Below are 14,199 nucleotides of genomic sequence, written 5' to 3' on the forward strand. Positions count from 1 at the left end.
CCGGACAATGTGAGAGTTAACTTTCCGGTACCACACCGCAGGCAACCCGGGCACCGCCGCCCCCCAGTGGCTGGGGATCGTCGGAATAGTTGTCACTGCCCTGGTGGATGACAAGAGACCGACCTCTGAAGTGGTTCAGTTCCAACCGCGGTGCCAGGTAGGTCTGTTCGGACTCGCCCTCCTGGCCAACGTGGATCCTGGGCAGGTCACCCAAATGGCCATCCGTCGAAAACGGCCCCTTGTGGGCGCCCGTGTTTTCCGGGTCGTAATGCCCACCGGCCGCGCCGGCAGGAGTCGTTTCACCGTCCTTGGTGGCCGGACCGCAATCGGGGTTTTCATGGAGGTGGAATCCATGGGGGCCGGGCCCCAGGCCTTTGAGATCGGTCACCATCAACACCCCGTGCTCGTTTTGCTCAAGGCGTATGGTACCAATGGTTTCACCCTGACCTTCTGTGGTGACCTTGTGAATTTCAACGTTCAAGGATTCATTCGCCATTGCCGGGCTAGCAGGCAGGAGTATCGCGGTGGCCGCGAGGCTTGAAAGACCGATCTGTTTCAGGCGTTGCATGGCAGTCTCCTTTGGCTGAACGGAGCGTGGAAGCTGGCCGGGTTATCACAGGTTATATCGCCGTGCCGGTTCCACTGGTAAAACATTCTGAGTTCCACTGGAACCGGCCGCTGATCCGGCCCATCCTAGGGTTCAGCCTAGTAAAGAATTCACCGGGAAATGTGCGTTATCAGTAATCTGAGTAAAAGGTAATCCCGGGTTCATGAAACACCCGAGTTGAGATTTGTTGGCACGGCCCTTCAGATCCTGTAGTCCAGGTGACTTGCTGACTACCAGCTAAGGAGAGAAGGCAATGAGTCTTATCGAATACGGAACGTCAGTTATCGGGGGTGAGGAATCCATTGTTACCGGCTTCGTTTCTCCGCCAGGGGCCAGCATAGCGCTGGAGCCACCTGCTGTGGGTTCGGCGGGGAGTCTGTCGGGCCGGTCTGCTGCGATGAGAGCAGTACTGTCGCAGGTCTACCGGGTCGCGCCCACTAACGCCACTGTCCTGCTGACGGGCGAAAGCGGTACGGGCAAGGAAGTCGCAGCCCAGGCCATACACTTCAACAGCTTGAGGGCGGACCGGCCGTTTGTGCCGGTTAACTGCGGTGCCATTTCGCCCCAGCTTATCGAAAGTGAACTGTTTGGCCATGAAAAGGGCAGTTTCACCGGCGCCCTGCGAAGCCACCGGGGGGTGTTTGAGCAGGCCGACGGGGGAACATTGTTCCTGGATGAGGTGACCGAAATGCCGGTCGAGTTACAGGTCAAACTGTTGCGGGTCCTTGAAAGCCGCCGGTTTGTCCGGGTGGGTGGCGACCAGGAAAGGGAAACCGATGTTCGTATCATCGCTGCAAGCAACCGTTGCCTGGAAGAGGAAGTGGCTTCCGGAAAATTGCGTCCGGACCTGTTGTACCGGCTCCAGGTTTTTCCCATCGAGATACCGACGCTGCGTGAGCGCAGGGAGGATATCGCAGACCTTGCCAGGTACTTCCTCGGTGAGTTCAATGTGGCTGATGGTGAACATAAGCGGTTTACGGAAGATGCCCTGGCAGCACTGGAGGATCACCGCTGGCCCGGCAATATCCGGGAGCTCCGGAACGTGATTCAGCGAGCGTATATAATGGCCGATCGGGTGATTTCCCGTGCCGAGTTGCCACCGGACGTCACGTATCCCGCTGACAGGGTGCGCAGGCACAACCAGACAATCACCGTGGAGGTGGGTGCCTCCGTGGCGGAAGTGGAACGAAATCTGATTTTCGCCACGCTGGAACAATATGGCGGCCGAAAGGAGAAAGCGGCCAACATTCTCGGTGTCAGCCTGAAAACGTTGTACAACCGACTCAGGCAGTATGAGCAGGCTGACGGTATACATCCCGGCACCTGCAATGCCGAGGAAGCGTAGAGCAGGGGATACAGGCTATCCCAACTGGCAGTACCAGCGACCGGCGCCTTGACGGGGTGGCGGGGAAGCGCCACCCCGTGGAGTTTTGTCGCTGTTACTCGGTGGCTTTCGTACTGCTGGGTCCTTGCTCCATTTCTTCCTTGGAGAGCGAACGGTCGCCGTCCCGGTCGTACCGCTCCAGCATTTTCTCTGCCTTCGCTGAGCCGGCTTCACCGGAGGAATCAGGACCGGCAGCGGTGCTGCCCCAGGCGTTGAGCTCGTCCTCGTCGAGCTTGCCGTCCTGGTTCTTGTCCAGTTCATCGAAGGACTGGGCTGACTCTTTGCCCATATCGGACCCTGCGGTATAACCCTCCTTACCTGTCTGCATTTCCTGCTGACGCTCGGCCTTGCTGCCGCCGGTATCACCGGAGTTCTCCGCCATTACCGGGCTTACAGCCAGGGCGGTCAGCAGTGCGGTGGGAAGTACGAGTTTCCTGAACATCATGTCGTCTCCTCAATACTTTGTCAGAATCGTCAGCACCCGGAAGCCTTGTATACAGAGCGGGGAGCTAACGGAAACCGGGCCCCTCAGCACAGGCTGGAGAGGCACGCCCGGGGAGATACGTTGCGAAAGGTGGGCCAGTGGCCAGCGCTATTAACCCGATTTAATGGGATGCAGTTTTCCCGGCTGTTTCAGGGCCCTGCCGGAATAACCGCGCTGGCATGCGAAGCTAGGTAAAAATCTCTGGCGATACGTTGGACGAGCCCTCGGTAAAATTTACTGGGGCCCTGTAGCCTTTTCCGCTGCGGCCTGTGTCAGGAATCAGGCCGTCAGCGCCTTGCCGGTGCGAGAGGGGTTGTCCCGGGCCAGGACCTGACATATTGAAGCGCCCAGGTCAGCGACCTTCTGCAGGTCGACGCCTGTTACGAAGCCTTCCCCCTCCAGGAGGTAAAGCACATCTTCGGTGGCTACGTTGCCGGTGGCACCCCTGGCGTAGGGGCACCCCCCCAGACCGGCCACGGCAGAATCAAATATGCGGATGCCACGCTCGAGCCCGGCGGTGATATTGGCGATGGCCTGGCCATAGGTGTCGTGGCAGTGCAGGGCAAGGATATCGGTACCCGTGTCGGGGATGATGGCGTCGAGCAGGGCGTGGATTTCTCTGGGCCGGGCCACGCCAATGGTGTCGCCGAGAGAAATCTCATCCACGCCCAGGTCCAGCAGGCGCCGGGTAACATGGGCTACCTGCGAGGGCTGTATACGGCCCTCGTAGGGGCAGCCCACCACGCAGGAAACATAGCCCCGGACTCGTCGACCGGCAGCCCTGGCGCCTTCAACCACGGGCCGGAACCGCTCTATGCTCTCCTCGATAGAGCAGTTGATGTTCTTGCGGTTAAAGCTCTCGGACGCGGCCGTAAACACGGCCATCACCTCGGCAGAGGTCTGCAACGCAGCCTCAAGGCCTTTCTGGTTTGGCACCAGGACTTCCGCAGTCACATGGGCAGGTTTGCGAATCAGGGACATCACCTCGTCAGTCCCTGCCATCTGGGGCACCCATTTGGGTGAGACAAAGCTGCCGGCCTCAATGCGCCGGTGGCCAGCGGCGACCAGGGCATTGAACCATTCCGCCCGCTGCACTGGGGACACCGGGGTTTTCTCGTTCTGGAGCCCGTCGCGAAGACCCACTTCCACCAGGGTTACGGTATTGTCTGCCATGGTCAGTGCTCCGGCTTTGCCAGGGTAATGAGTACCTGGGCTGCTTCCACGTTACTGTTTGTCTGACAGTGAACAGCCTCCACCGTACCGTCAAAGCCGGCTTTCAGGGTGTGTTCCATTTTCATGGCCTCCATGGTCAGCAGCGCCTGGCCGGCCTTGACGGATTCTCCAGGCTTGCAGAGTATCGCTGTTACCCGGCCGTGCATGGGAGCGGTCAGCTCGGTCTCATCAGCTGCAGCGCCCTGGGCCACTTCCGGATGATTGATCCTGACCTTCCAGGTGGCGGCGTCGGCGAATACCGCAAGCTCGTCACCCCTTGAGGCGCCATCAAGACGGATCCGGCGGCCGGACAGGCGCACCTCAAGGGCTCCGTCATCCATCCGGCCCCAGCGGATACGGGTCTCTTCATCCTCCATCAATACGGTGAGGCGGCCGTAGACGTTGCCCACCCGCAGCACCTGGTAGTGACCGTGGTGACGATCACCATCCAGGTCCAGCTCGAAGGGCTGCCAATGGCTGTCTCCAGTGCGGAAGCCGCTCAGCCGGCCCCAGACATCCCGGCTGCCGCGGTGGGTGAGGGCGCCCACCTCCCTGAGCCAGGCCACCAGGCTCAGGCGCTTGCGTGCCCAGGGCGAAAACAGGGGTTTGGCGAGAGCTTCCTCGTGGATCTCCACAAACCGGGTGGTTAACCGCGCTGCGGCAAAGTCTTCATGTCGCAGCACCCGGCTCACGTAATCCGTATTCAGCACCACGCCGTCGGTGTGATAGCGATTAAGGGCTTCGATCAGGTTGATCCTGGCCTCATCCCGGTCTTCTCCGAACGTGATCACCTTGGCCAACATGGGGTCGTACCATGGAGTAATATCCAGCCCCTGCCGTACGCCGGAATCGACACGAACAACGTCGTTCTCTGCGGGCTCATGGAGTGTATGCAGTCGTCCCGTCTGTGGGAGAAACCCGTTGTCCGGATCTTCCGCGTAGACCCTGGCTTCCATGGCGTGCCCCTGAAAGCGCAGGTTTTCCTGCCGCCAGGGCAGGCGCTCTCCATTGGCCACCCGGATCTGCCATTCCACCAGGTCGAGCCCCGTGACCATCTCGGTGACAGGGTGTTCCACCTGCAGGCGGGTGTTCATTTCCATGAAGAAGAATTCGTGGCTTTCCGGTTCGTAAAGGAATTCCACCGTGCCTGCGCCAACGTAACCGATGGCTTCACCACAACGTACGGCGGCCTCACCCATCGCCTTGCGCACGTCGTCCGGGATGCCGGGTGCCGGCGCCTCCTCGATTATTTTCTGGTGACGGCGCTGAACCGAGCAGTCCCGGTCGAACAGGTAGACGCCGCTACCGTGCTGGTCGAACAGCACCTGGATTTCAACGTGCCGGGGCGTTTCCAGGTAGCGTTCCAGCAGCAGCTTGGGGTCACCGAATGAAGACTGGGCTTCCCTTTGAGCGGCTTCGATCTCTGACTGCAGTTCGGAGGCATGCCGGACCACACGCATACCCTTGCCGCCGCCACCGGCGCTGGCTTTTATCAATAGCGGGTAGCCGATGCGCTCTGCTTCCCGACTGAAGACATCCGCGTCCTGCGAATCACCGTGGTAACCGGGAACGAGGGGTACACCAGCCTCTTCCATCAGGGCCTTGGCCGCACTCTTGGAGCCCATGGCGGCGATGGCGCTGGCAGGGGGGCCGATAAAACGCAGGCTGGCCTTCTCGCAGGCGGCGGCGAGGTCGGTATTCTCTGAGAGAAAACCGTAACCCGGGTGAATGGCGTCGGCGCCGCTGGTGCGGGCTGCCGTGATGATTTTCTCGATGTTCAGATAACTCTTCGCCGCTTCCGCCGGCCCGATGTTCAGGGCGGTATCGGCCTCCAGTGCAAAGGGCGCATTGGCGTCGGCGTCGGAGTAGACGGCCACGGTGCTCAGCCCCATGGCTTCTGCGGTCCTGAAGATTCTCAGGGCAATCTCGCCCCGGTTGGCGACCAGTATGGAAGTGATTTTGTTGCTCATGAGGTTACCGCCCAGTCTGGAGTCCGTTTGTCGAAAAAGGCTGCCAGGCCTTCCTGCCCTTCATCGCCGGTGCGCAGCCGGGCGATGACTTCGGCGGTGTATTGGATAATCTCGTCGGAAACGGCGCCGCCGGAGACGGCGGATACCAGTTCCTTTCCGGCGGCCATGGCGACCGGGCCGTTACGGAGCAGGGCAGTGATGAGTTCTTCAGCCTTGCTGACGAGTTGATCTTCGGGGACGCACTCATGGATCAGGCCCAGTTCCAGGGCTCGCCCCGCCCGGATCACCTCGGCAGTCTGGAAGTATCGGCGGGCATGCCGCTGGCCCAGGGTACGCACCACATAGGGTCCGATGGCGGCGGGTGTAATGCCCAGCCTTGCCTCGCTGAGACAGAACTGGCTGTTCTCGGTACCGATGGCAATATCGGCGGCGCAGATAAGGCCCAGTGCGCCACCATAGGCGGCTCCCTGCACCAGGCACAGGGTGGGTCGGTCAAGCCGGTCCAGGGCCTGCATCAGCCCCGCCAGGCGTTGTGCGTCTTCCACATTCTCCCGCTGGGTGAGTTCCGCGGTGCGTTTCATGTAGTTGAGGTCGGCGCCAGCGGAGAAATGCTTACCTTCCCCCGCAAGCACCACAACGCGACAATCCGGGTTGGCCCCGGCCGCCTGGATGGCGCTGGTCAGTTCCGCAATGATGCGGTCGTCGAACGCGTTGCGCTTGTCCGGCCGGTTCAGGGTAATCCGGGTAACGCCACGGCTGTCGGTGGTACTGATAACGGCAGATGGGTTCATGGCTGATCTCCTTACATCCGGAAGACGCCGAAGCGCGTGTCTTCGGCCGGGGCATTGAGGGAAGCGGTGAGGGCCAGGCCCAGAACGTCGCGGGTGTCGGCAGGGTCAATCACTCCGTCGTCCCAAAGCCGGGCCGAGGCGTAGTAGGGGCTGGACTGCTCTTCAAACTGATCGATAATCGGCTGTTTGAACGCCTGCTCTTCGTCACCACTCCAGCTCTTGCCCTTACGCTCCAGCCCTGCACGCTTTACGTCCGCCAGCACGCCAGCCGCCTGCTCACCGCCCATAACGGCAATACGGGCATTGGGCCACATCCACAGGAAACGGGGGTTGTAGGCCCGGCCGCACATACCGTAGTTACCAGCACCAAAGCTGCCACCAATAATCACCGTGAATTTGGGCACCCGGGCGCAGGCCACGGCGGTCACCATCTTGGCGCCATTCTTGGCGATGCCGCCGTGCTCAGCCTGTTTGCCGACCATGAAACCGGTAATGTTCTGCAGGAATATCAGAGGGATACCCCTTTGACTGCAGAGTTCTATGAAGTGCGCTCCCTTGAGGGCGGACTCCGAAAACAGGATGCCATTGTTCGCCACGATACCCACCGGATGGCCGTACAGGTGGGCAAAGCCACATACCAGCGTTGTGCCATAACCGGCCTTGAATTCGTCAAATTCGGAGCCATCCACCAGGCGGGCGATGACCTCGCGAACATCGTAGGGCGTGCGCAGGTCGGCAGGCACCACCCCGTGGAGTTCGCCGGGGTCGTAGAGCGGGTCTTTGGCGGGCTTGGTGGTCAGCTGGTTCTGCTTTTCGTGGTTAAGGTTGGCGATACAGCGACGGGCACGCTCCAGGGCCTCTTCCTCGGTGTGGGCCAGGTGGTCGGCTACCCCGGAAATATTGCAGTGTACGTCTGCACCGCCGAGCTCTTCGGCGGATACATTCTCGCCGGTAGCGGCTTTCACCAGGGGCGGGCCGGCCAGGAAGATCGAGCTTTGCCCCTTTACCATGATGCTTTCATCGGCCATGGCGGGCACATAGGCGCCGCCAGCGGTGCACAACCCCAGTACCACGGCAATCTGGGGTATGCCCTTGGCAGACATGTTGGCCTGGCGATAGAAAATATGCCCGAAATGCTCGGCATCCGGGAAAACCTCGTCCTGCTGGGGCAGGTTGGCGCCGCCGGAATCCACCAGGTAGATGCAGGGCAGGTGGTTTTCCTCGGCAACGGTGAGAGCGCGAATATGCTTCTTTACCGTGAGGGGGTAATAGGTGCCGCCCTTGACGGTGGAGTCATTGGCGACAATCAGGCATTCCACGCCCTGAACCCGGCCAATACCGGCAATAATGCCGGCAGCGGGAACGTCGTCGTCATAGACGCCGTCTGCGGCCAGGGGGGCGATCTCAAGGAAGGGTGAGCCCGGGTCCAGAAGGCGGTTGACCCGCTCACGGGGCAGCAGCTTGTTGCGGCTGCGGTGGCGTTCCTGGACTTCCTTGCCGCCTCCCTGGGCGACCCGTTCCAGCCGACGGGCCAGGTCGTCCACCAGGGCCTCCATGGCTTCCTTTCTTTGCCGGAACTCATCCGACTGGGCATTGATCGTGCTGTGGATAATTGCCATGGCAACCTCAGTTGGATTCCTTGAACAGTTCGCGGCCGATCAGCATACGACGGACTTCCTGGGTGCCGGCGCCAATCTCGTAGAGTTTTGCGTCTCTCAGCAGGCGACCGGTCGGGTAGTCGTTGATGTAGCCGTTGCCGCCAAGTATCTGGATGGCTTCCAGCGCCATTTTGGTGGCCCGCTCAGAGGTATAGAGAATGGCGCCGGCGGCGTCCTTGCGGGTGGTTTCGCCCCGGTCGCAGGCCTGGGCGACGGCATACAAGTAGGCGCGGCTGGCTGCCAGCTCGGTGTACATGTCCGCCAGTTTGCCCTGTATGAGCTGGAACTCGCCGATGGGCTGGTCAAACTGCTTGCGCTCATGGACGTAGGGTACGACCACATCCAGGCAGGCCAGCATGATGCCGGTGGGGCCGCCTGACAGAACGACGCGCTCGTAGTCCAGGCCGGACATCAGAACTTTCACCCCTTCGTTTTCGTTGCCGAGGATATTCTCCTCCGGCACTTCGACATCTTCAAAGATCAGTTCGCAGGTGTTGGATCCACGCATACCCAGCTTGTCCAGCTTGGGGCCGCGGGAGAAACCTTTCCAGTCTCGCTCCACCAGGAAGGCCGTAATACCCCTGGGGCCGCCCTGGGGATCGGTCTTGGCGTAGATGACGTAGGTGTCGGCATCCGGGCCGTTGGTGATCCACATCTTGCTGCCGTTGAGGAAGTAACGGTCGCCTTTTTTGTCTGCCCTCAGTTTCATGCTGACAACGTCGGAACCGGCGTTGGGCTCGCTCATGGCCAACGCCCCGATGTGTTCACCGCTGACCAGTTTTGGCAGGTATTTCTGTTTCTGGGCTTCGGTGCCGTTACGGTGGATCTGGTTGACGCAGAGGTTGGAGTGGGCCCCGTAGCTGAGTCCGATACTGGCGCTGGCCCGGCTGATTTCTTCCATGGCGATAACGTGGGCCAGGTACCCCATGTTACTGCCGCCGTATTCTTCGCTGACGGTCATACCCAGCAGGCCCATGCTACCCAGCTTGGGCCAGAGGTCATTGGGGAACTGGTTGTCCCTGTCGGTCTTGTCGGCAACCGGGGCGATTTCGTTCTGTGCAAAGCGCTGGACCTGGTCACGAAGGGTGTCCAGGGTTTCGCCGTGGTTGAAGTTGAGGGTGGTGTATTGGCTCATTGTTATTGTGCCTCTGGTCAGTTGGGAGTTAGCTGATTAGTCAGGTTTCACCAAGTGCCTCCCGGCACTTGGTTTCGGCCTCGTCCAGTTCTTCCTGCATCAGTCGGATATCGTGGAGCTGGGCTTCCAGTTGTTCACGTCGTTTATTTATTTTGTCCAGCAACGCATTGATCTGATGCCGGTTATCGGAATCCGGGTCGTACATCTCGATGAGCTCCCGGGATTCGGACAGGCTGAAGCCCAGGCGTTTGCCCCGGAGGATGAGCTTGAGTTTGACCCGGTCAGCATCGTTGTAGAGACGTGTCTGGCCGTCACGGGCAGGGCTGAGCATGCCGGATTCTTCGTAATAGCGGATGGTCCGGGTGGTGACGTCGAATTCCCGCGCCAGGTCGCTGATGGTGTATTGCCTTGGTGAAGCCATAGTCTTGTTCTTGTGCAGTTTACGTTAACGTAAACCAAGTCTGATTCCCGCGCAAGTGTTGCTTCCGGGAGTGAATGGGTCATTTGAGGACGTCGATGAGACGTTCCTGCAGCGAGCGCCAGTGGCGTAATTGTTCGGCGTCGCCGGAACGTTTGCTTCGGTTGCCACGGATGCGCCAGAGACCTTCACCGTTGAAGCTGTAGACCGGTTCCAGGTCGTCACGTTCCGACGCTGGACGAATCTGGTTTATGAGGTTGTCGAGTATAAGCGGGTCGGCATCGGGGGTGGGGTACCAGGCGACGACCATGTGGGCCTGGTTGAGTTCCAGGGCTTTGACGTAGACGATACGAAGCTGGTCGTCCGGCACTCCGAGGGAGCGCAGGGTGAGGTACTTGGCAATGGAGAAGTCTTCGCAGTCGGCGCCGTTGGTAGCCAGCATTTCCACCGGGGTGGCCCAGTAGTCTTCCTGGTCCCAGTGCTGCAGGTCGCTGACGAAGGGCGTGCGGTTGAAGAAAGAGTTGACCAGTTGGACCTGACGGCGGATGGGGGCGGGTTCGGCAAGCTTGTGGAGGCGTTCCCAGTTTTCCAGCCTTGCCCGTGCCTCAAGGCCATATTCCTGCTGGATGTACTGCAGGAGATCGGAGCCCAACTCGAAGGCGGTAGTAGCGGCGGCGAATACGATGACCAGAAGCAGGGAACTGCGTCTGGCCGCCTGCCGCGTGATTGCCATGGGGCTACCTCATCGTTATTGGTCCTTCAGCCGTTGACGGAGTTGTTCCAGCCGCTGGCGAATCTGCTGGCGACGCTCGTCGGTGGCCTGGGGTGATGCCATGGCCCGGGGCTGGCCGGCGTTCTGGTCCTGGCCGTCGCCGACGGTCTGGACAGGCTGAGCCCCGTTTTCGATGGCGGCCAGCTCCATGCCCCGGGAGTCTTGTGTTTCGGGGAAGTAGAGGTTCTCCAGCTTGCCACTGCGCTCGATAATAATGCGGTTGGCATGCACGGAGCGAAGCCTGGCATTCCCCGGCAGTTCATCACCAATGATATAGACCTCAGTACGGTTTCTGTCATCCTCGATCAGGGCGCTGCCGGGCTGTTCCTCTGTGCCGGCCAGTACGCCGCGCAGGAAAAGGCGGAGATTGGTTTCGGGGAGGTCTTCCGTATCCTGGTCAGCAGTGAGAGCCTCGGGATCGGCACGGCCGAACATATCGATACTGGCCAGGGGAACCTGGGGTTGCTGCCTCTGCGGCGTAGCGGTGCGTGCTGGCTCGGCTCTCGCCGGAGCGTTTTTCAGGGCCTGGTCCTGCTCCCAGAACCGGTAGCCCTGCCAGGCTAGCGTGGCAACCATGGCAACGGCGAGCAATAGTGCGGTGATCATGGGAAGTCTGGCGTTAAGAGCAGACATGGCTATCCTTATTTCAACGTACTTGGCCGTATCGCATGGCACGGGTGGCCCTTGCCAGGGGCCGGGCGCCGTCTGGGCTCACGCGATGCGATGTTTCTTCCTTAAAACCTCCGGCATGGTGCCACTTGCCCGTTTTATCCCCGGATGGGCGGAGGCTGCTGGCTACAATTTCCGAGGTCCTGAACGCTCATCACAATGTAACATCCTGTTGCCGATTATAGTGTATTGAGTTATTCAGGGGGCGCCAAAACCTGTGGTAGCCTTCACACCTACAGGGAATAATAAGTGGAACGGTGTTCGGGAAGACAGGTCCAACCCTCCTGACGTCGGTTCTGAACGAAACACGGGGACTGCCTTGACTACTGAAACGCAAATCCAGCCGCAGGATGCTCCGCTGGGACGCCTTCCTTTCACGTTCGCCAAACGTAACGGGGTCATTCTGACCCGCAACCGTTCCGGTGAGCCTGTGATCCTGGTTCGCCCCGGTGCCCCTCACAGTGCCCTGGCTGAAGCCAACCGAATCAGTGGCGGTCGGGCGACCTTCGAGCCCATTGAGCCCGGTGCATTCGATGAGGCGCTCAATAATGCCTACCAGAACGATTCCGCCGAAGCCATGCAGATGGTGGAGGGCATCGGCGATGACATGGACCTGGCCTCCCTGGCCGAATCGGTGCCGGAGACCGAAGACCTGCTGGAGCAGGAAGACGACGCACCGATTATCCGGCTGATCAACGCGATTCTCACCGAAGCGGTCAAGACCGGCGCCTCGGACGTCCATATCGAAACCTACGAGAAGCGCCTGGTGGTCCGGTTCCGGGTGGATGGTGTGTTGCGTGAAGTGGTCCAGCCGAAACGGGCCCTGGCACCACTGCTGGTATCCCGGATCAAGGTTATGGCCAAGCTGGACATTGCCGAAAAACGTGTGCCCCAGGACGGGCGTATTGCGCTACGTGTGGCCGGTCGTGAAGTGGACATCCGGGTTTCCACCATGCCGTCTGCCAGTGGTGAACGGGTGGTGTTGCGTCTGCTCGACAAGCAGGCCGGTAACATCCGGCTGGAATCGCTTGGCATGAAAGGCCGTGACCTGGAATTGCTCCGCAGGATGGTCAAGCGGCCCTACGGCATTCTGCTGGTCACCGGTCCGACCGGCTCCGGTAAGTCCACCACACTGTACGCCGGTTTGCAGGAAATCAACGATCGCAGCCGCAACATACTGACCGTCGAGGATCCGATCGAGTATAACCTGCCGGGTATTGGCCAGACCCAGGTGAATACCAAGGTGGACATGACCTTTGCCCGCGGCCTGCGGGCCATTCTGCGTCAGGACCCGGATGTGGTGATGATTGGTGAGATCCGCGACCTGGAAACCGCCGAGATCGCCATCCAGGCCAGTCTCACCGGTCACCTGGTACTCTCCACCCTGCACACGAATACGGCGGTGGGGGCCATCACCCGGCTGATGGATATGGGTATCGAGCCTTTCCTGATTTCCTCCAGCCTGGTGGGACTGGTGGCCCAGCGCTTGGTCCGTGTGCTTTGCCAGGAGTGCCGGGAGCCTTATCTGCCGTCGGCCGAGCAGTGTGAGTTCATCCAGGCCGACCCGGCCAGCCCACCGACAATCTACAAGGCAACGGGCTGCGAGCACTGCAACAACCTGGGCTACAAGGGCCGTATCGGTATCTATGAGGTGGTGGAGATCACCGATGCCATGAGTTCCATGATCCACAAGCGTGCCGGGGAGCTGGATCTGGAGAAGGTCGCCCGGGAGGCGGGGCCGAGCATCCATGCCGATGGCGTCCAGAAGATCCTTGACGGTGTGACCACGGTGGAAGAAGTCCTCCGTGTGACCCATCGGAGCCGCTGATGCCAGCCTTTGATTACAAGGCGCTGGACCGGCGCGGCAAGCAGGCCAGTGGCGTTATCGAGGCGGACAGTGCCAGGGCGGTTCGCCAGCAACTGCGGGACAAGGGCATGGCACCGTTGGCGGTGGAGCCCGCCACCGAAAAACGGAGCAAGGGTAGTTCGTTCAGCCGGCGGGGCAGCCTGAGCGCTTCTGACCTCGCCCTTGTTACCCGGCAGCTTTCCACCCTGATCCAGTCCGGTATCCCCATCGAGCAGGCCCTTTCGGCCGCCGCCCAGCAATCGGAAAAACCGGCCATGAAAGGCATGCTGATTGCGATCCGGGCCAAGGTTATGGAGGGCTACACCCTGGCCGACAGCCTGGGCGAGTTTCCCCGGGCGTTTCCCCGGCTTTACCGGTCTACTGTGGCTGCGGGCGAGCATGCGGGGCATCTGGACCTGGTGCTCAATCGCCTGGCTGATTACACCGAGGCCCGCCAGGAAGCCCGTCAGAAGATTCAGCTGGCGGCTATCTACCCGATTATTCTGACCTTCGTGGCCATCGCAATTGTCGTGTTCCTGCTCACCTACGTGGTACCGGATATCATCGAGGTGTTCGTCAAGCAGGGGCAGGAGTTGCCCGCCCTTACCCGGGCCATGCTGTCGGCCTCTGACTTTCTGTCCAGTTACGGCGTCTGGTTGCTGTTGGCAACTGTGCTTGGTGGCGTCGCTTTCAGTTTTTCCCTGCGGGCCGAGGGCAACCGCCGCCGTTTTCACAAGGCGCTGCTGGATATGCCGTTACTGAAGGGCATGGTTCGCGGTGTCAATACGGCCCGCTATGCCAGCACGCTCAGTATTCTGACCACCAGTGGCGTGCCGTTGGTGGAGGCCATGCGCATTGCCGGAGAGGTACTGGGCAACGATCATCTCCGGGGCCGCCTGCGGGATGCGGCCCAGACGGTGTCGGAAGGCGGCAGCCTGAACAAGGCGCTGGAGCAGACTGGCTACTTCCCGCCGATGATGCTGCACATGATTGCCTCCGGAGAGGCCAGCGGTGAACTCGACAGCATGCTGGAACGCACCGCCCGGATGCAGGAGAACACCCTGCAGTCGAAGATCGCCGCCATGGTAGGACTGTTCGAGCCCATGATGCTGCTGGTGATGGGGGTGGTGGTGCTGATTATTGTGCTGGCCATCATGCTGCCGATTCTGAACATGAGTAATCTGGTGGGGTGAACCGCTACCCGGTTTGCGTGCCAGAGCCAAACAACAACAAAAGATCCTTCGAAACCTGAA

The 14,199-nt window shown here is 60.6% G+C and carries 13 protein-coding genes; 3 read left to right on the forward strand and 10 right to left on the reverse strand.

The genetic code is table 11. From position 1 onward, the window contains the following. Positions 1-16 precede the first annotated feature (16 nt). Complete coding sequence (gene sodC / locus ACESMZ_RS06955; protein ID WP_372957609.1) at positions 17-559, reverse strand: superoxide dismutase [Cu-Zn] SodC; 543 nt, start codon at positions 557-559, stop codon at positions 17-19. Positions 560-860: 301 nt separating this feature from the next. Here sodC and ACESMZ_RS06960 point away from each other — a divergent pair, with 301 nt between their 5' ends. Then, on the forward strand, positions 861-1,952 hold the full coding sequence (locus ACESMZ_RS06960; protein ID WP_372957551.1) for a sigma-54 interaction domain-containing protein: 1,092 nt from the start codon (positions 861-863) through the stop codon (positions 1,950-1,952). 94 nt (positions 1,953-2,046) lie between these two features. On the opposite strand, the gene ACESMZ_RS06965 is transcribed toward ACESMZ_RS06960, so the two are convergent. From ACESMZ_RS06965 to ACESMZ_RS07005, 9 genes are all read right to left on the reverse strand, one after another. Further along, positions 2,047-2,436: an EF-hand domain-containing protein gene (locus tag ACESMZ_RS06965; protein ID WP_372957552.1), complete on the reverse strand. Its 390-nt coding sequence runs from the start codon at positions 2,434-2,436 to the stop codon at positions 2,047-2,049. 318 nt (positions 2,437-2,754) lie between these two features. Next, positions 2,755-3,648 carry a hydroxymethylglutaryl-CoA lyase gene (locus tag ACESMZ_RS06970; protein ID WP_372957553.1) on the reverse strand — a complete coding sequence of 298 codons (894 nt, stop codon included), beginning with the start codon at positions 3,646-3,648 and terminating at the stop codon, positions 2,755-2,757. A 2-nt stretch (positions 3,649-3,650) separates the two neighbouring features. After that, positions 3,651-5,657 (reverse strand): acetyl/propionyl/methylcrotonyl-CoA carboxylase subunit alpha, encoded by a 2,007-nt coding sequence (locus ACESMZ_RS06975; RefSeq protein WP_372972402.1) that lies wholly within the window; start codon positions 5,655-5,657, stop codon positions 3,651-3,653. Then, positions 5,654-6,448 carry an enoyl-CoA hydratase-related protein gene (locus ACESMZ_RS06980; RefSeq protein WP_372957555.1) on the reverse strand — a complete coding sequence of 265 codons (795 nt, stop codon included), beginning with the start codon at positions 6,446-6,448 and terminating at the stop codon, positions 5,654-5,656. Before ACESMZ_RS06980 ends, ACESMZ_RS06975 begins: the two co-directional genes overlap by 4 nt. A gap of 11 nt (positions 6,449-6,459) precedes the next feature. Beyond that, positions 6,460-8,067 carry a carboxyl transferase domain-containing protein gene (locus tag ACESMZ_RS06985; RefSeq protein ID WP_372957556.1) on the reverse strand — a complete coding sequence of 536 codons (1,608 nt, stop codon included), beginning with the start codon at positions 8,065-8,067 and terminating at the stop codon, positions 6,460-6,462. A 7-nt stretch (positions 8,068-8,074) separates the two neighbouring features. Beyond that, positions 8,075-9,241 carry an isovaleryl-CoA dehydrogenase gene (locus ACESMZ_RS06990; protein ID WP_372957557.1) on the reverse strand — a complete coding sequence of 389 codons (1,167 nt, stop codon included), beginning with the start codon at positions 9,239-9,241 and terminating at the stop codon, positions 8,075-8,077. A 40-nt stretch (positions 9,242-9,281) separates the two neighbouring features. Then, positions 9,282-9,662 carry a MerR family transcriptional regulator gene (locus tag ACESMZ_RS06995; RefSeq protein ID WP_372957558.1) on the reverse strand — a complete coding sequence of 127 codons (381 nt, stop codon included), beginning with the start codon at positions 9,660-9,662 and terminating at the stop codon, positions 9,282-9,284. 79 nt (positions 9,663-9,741) lie between these two features. Further along, positions 9,742-10,392, reverse strand: coding sequence for a transglutaminase-like cysteine peptidase (locus ACESMZ_RS07000; RefSeq protein ID WP_372957559.1), 651 nt, complete (start codon positions 10,390-10,392; stop codon positions 9,742-9,744). A gap of 15 nt (positions 10,393-10,407) precedes the next feature. Next, positions 10,408-11,064, reverse strand: a complete 657-nt coding sequence (locus ACESMZ_RS07005; RefSeq protein ID WP_372972403.1) for a type II secretion system protein N — start codon at positions 11,062-11,064, stop codon at positions 10,408-10,410. A gap of 355 nt (positions 11,065-11,419) precedes the next feature. On the opposite strand from ACESMZ_RS07005, the gene gspE reads away from it, so the two are divergent. Together gspE and gspF are read left to right on the forward strand one after the other, a co-directional pair. Then, positions 11,420-12,928, forward strand: a complete 1,509-nt coding sequence (gspE, locus tag ACESMZ_RS07010) for a type II secretion system ATPase GspE (protein WP_372957561.1) — start codon at positions 11,420-11,422, stop codon at positions 12,926-12,928. Beyond that, positions 12,928-14,139 carry a type II secretion system inner membrane protein GspF gene (gspF, locus tag ACESMZ_RS07015; protein WP_372957562.1) on the forward strand — a complete coding sequence of 404 codons (1,212 nt, stop codon included), beginning with the start codon at positions 12,928-12,930 and terminating at the stop codon, positions 14,137-14,139. Before gspE ends, gspF begins: the two co-directional genes overlap by 1 nt. Positions 14,140-14,199 lie beyond the last annotated feature (60 nt).

It is taken from the genome of Marinobacter sp. (assembly GCF_041690615.1).
Taxonomy (GTDB): domain Bacteria; phylum Pseudomonadota; class Gammaproteobacteria; order Pseudomonadales; family Oleiphilaceae; genus Marinobacter.

Coding starts and splice junctions, on each gene's coding strand:
- ACESMZ_RS06960 (WP_372957551.1), top strand. CDS start 861: ATGAGTCTTATCGAATACGGAACGTCAGTTATCGGGGGTGAGGAATCC.
- ACESMZ_RS06965 (WP_372957552.1), bottom strand. CDS start 2,436: ATGATGTTCAGGAAACTCGTACTTCCCACCGCACTGCTGACCGCCCTG.
- ACESMZ_RS06970 (WP_372957553.1), bottom strand. CDS start 3,648: ATGGCAGACAATACCGTAACCCTGGTGGAAGTGGGTCTTCGCGACGGG.
- ACESMZ_RS06975 (WP_372972402.1), bottom strand. CDS start 5,657: ATGAGCAACAAAATCACTTCCATACTGGTCGCCAACCGGGGCGAGATT.
- ACESMZ_RS06980 (WP_372957555.1), bottom strand. CDS start 6,448: ATGAACCCATCTGCCGTTATCAGTACCACCGACAGCCGTGGCGTTACC.
- ACESMZ_RS06985 (WP_372957556.1), bottom strand. CDS start 8,067: ATGGCAATTATCCACAGCACGATCAATGCCCAGTCGGATGAGTTCCGG.
- ACESMZ_RS06990 (WP_372957557.1), bottom strand. CDS start 9,241: ATGAGCCAATACACCACCCTCAACTTCAACCACGGCGAAACCCTGGAC.
- ACESMZ_RS06995 (WP_372957558.1), bottom strand. CDS start 9,662: ATGGCTTCACCAAGGCAATACACCATCAGCGACCTGGCGCGGGAATTC.
- ACESMZ_RS07000 (WP_372957559.1), bottom strand. CDS start 10,392: ATGGCAATCACGCGGCAGGCGGCCAGACGCAGTTCCCTGCTTCTGGTC.
- ACESMZ_RS07005 (WP_372972403.1), bottom strand. CDS start 11,064: ATGTCTGCTCTTAACGCCAGACTTCCCATGATCACCGCACTATTGCTC.
- gspF (WP_372957562.1), top strand. CDS start 12,928: ATGCCAGCCTTTGATTACAAGGCGCTGGACCGGCGCGGCAAGCAGGCC.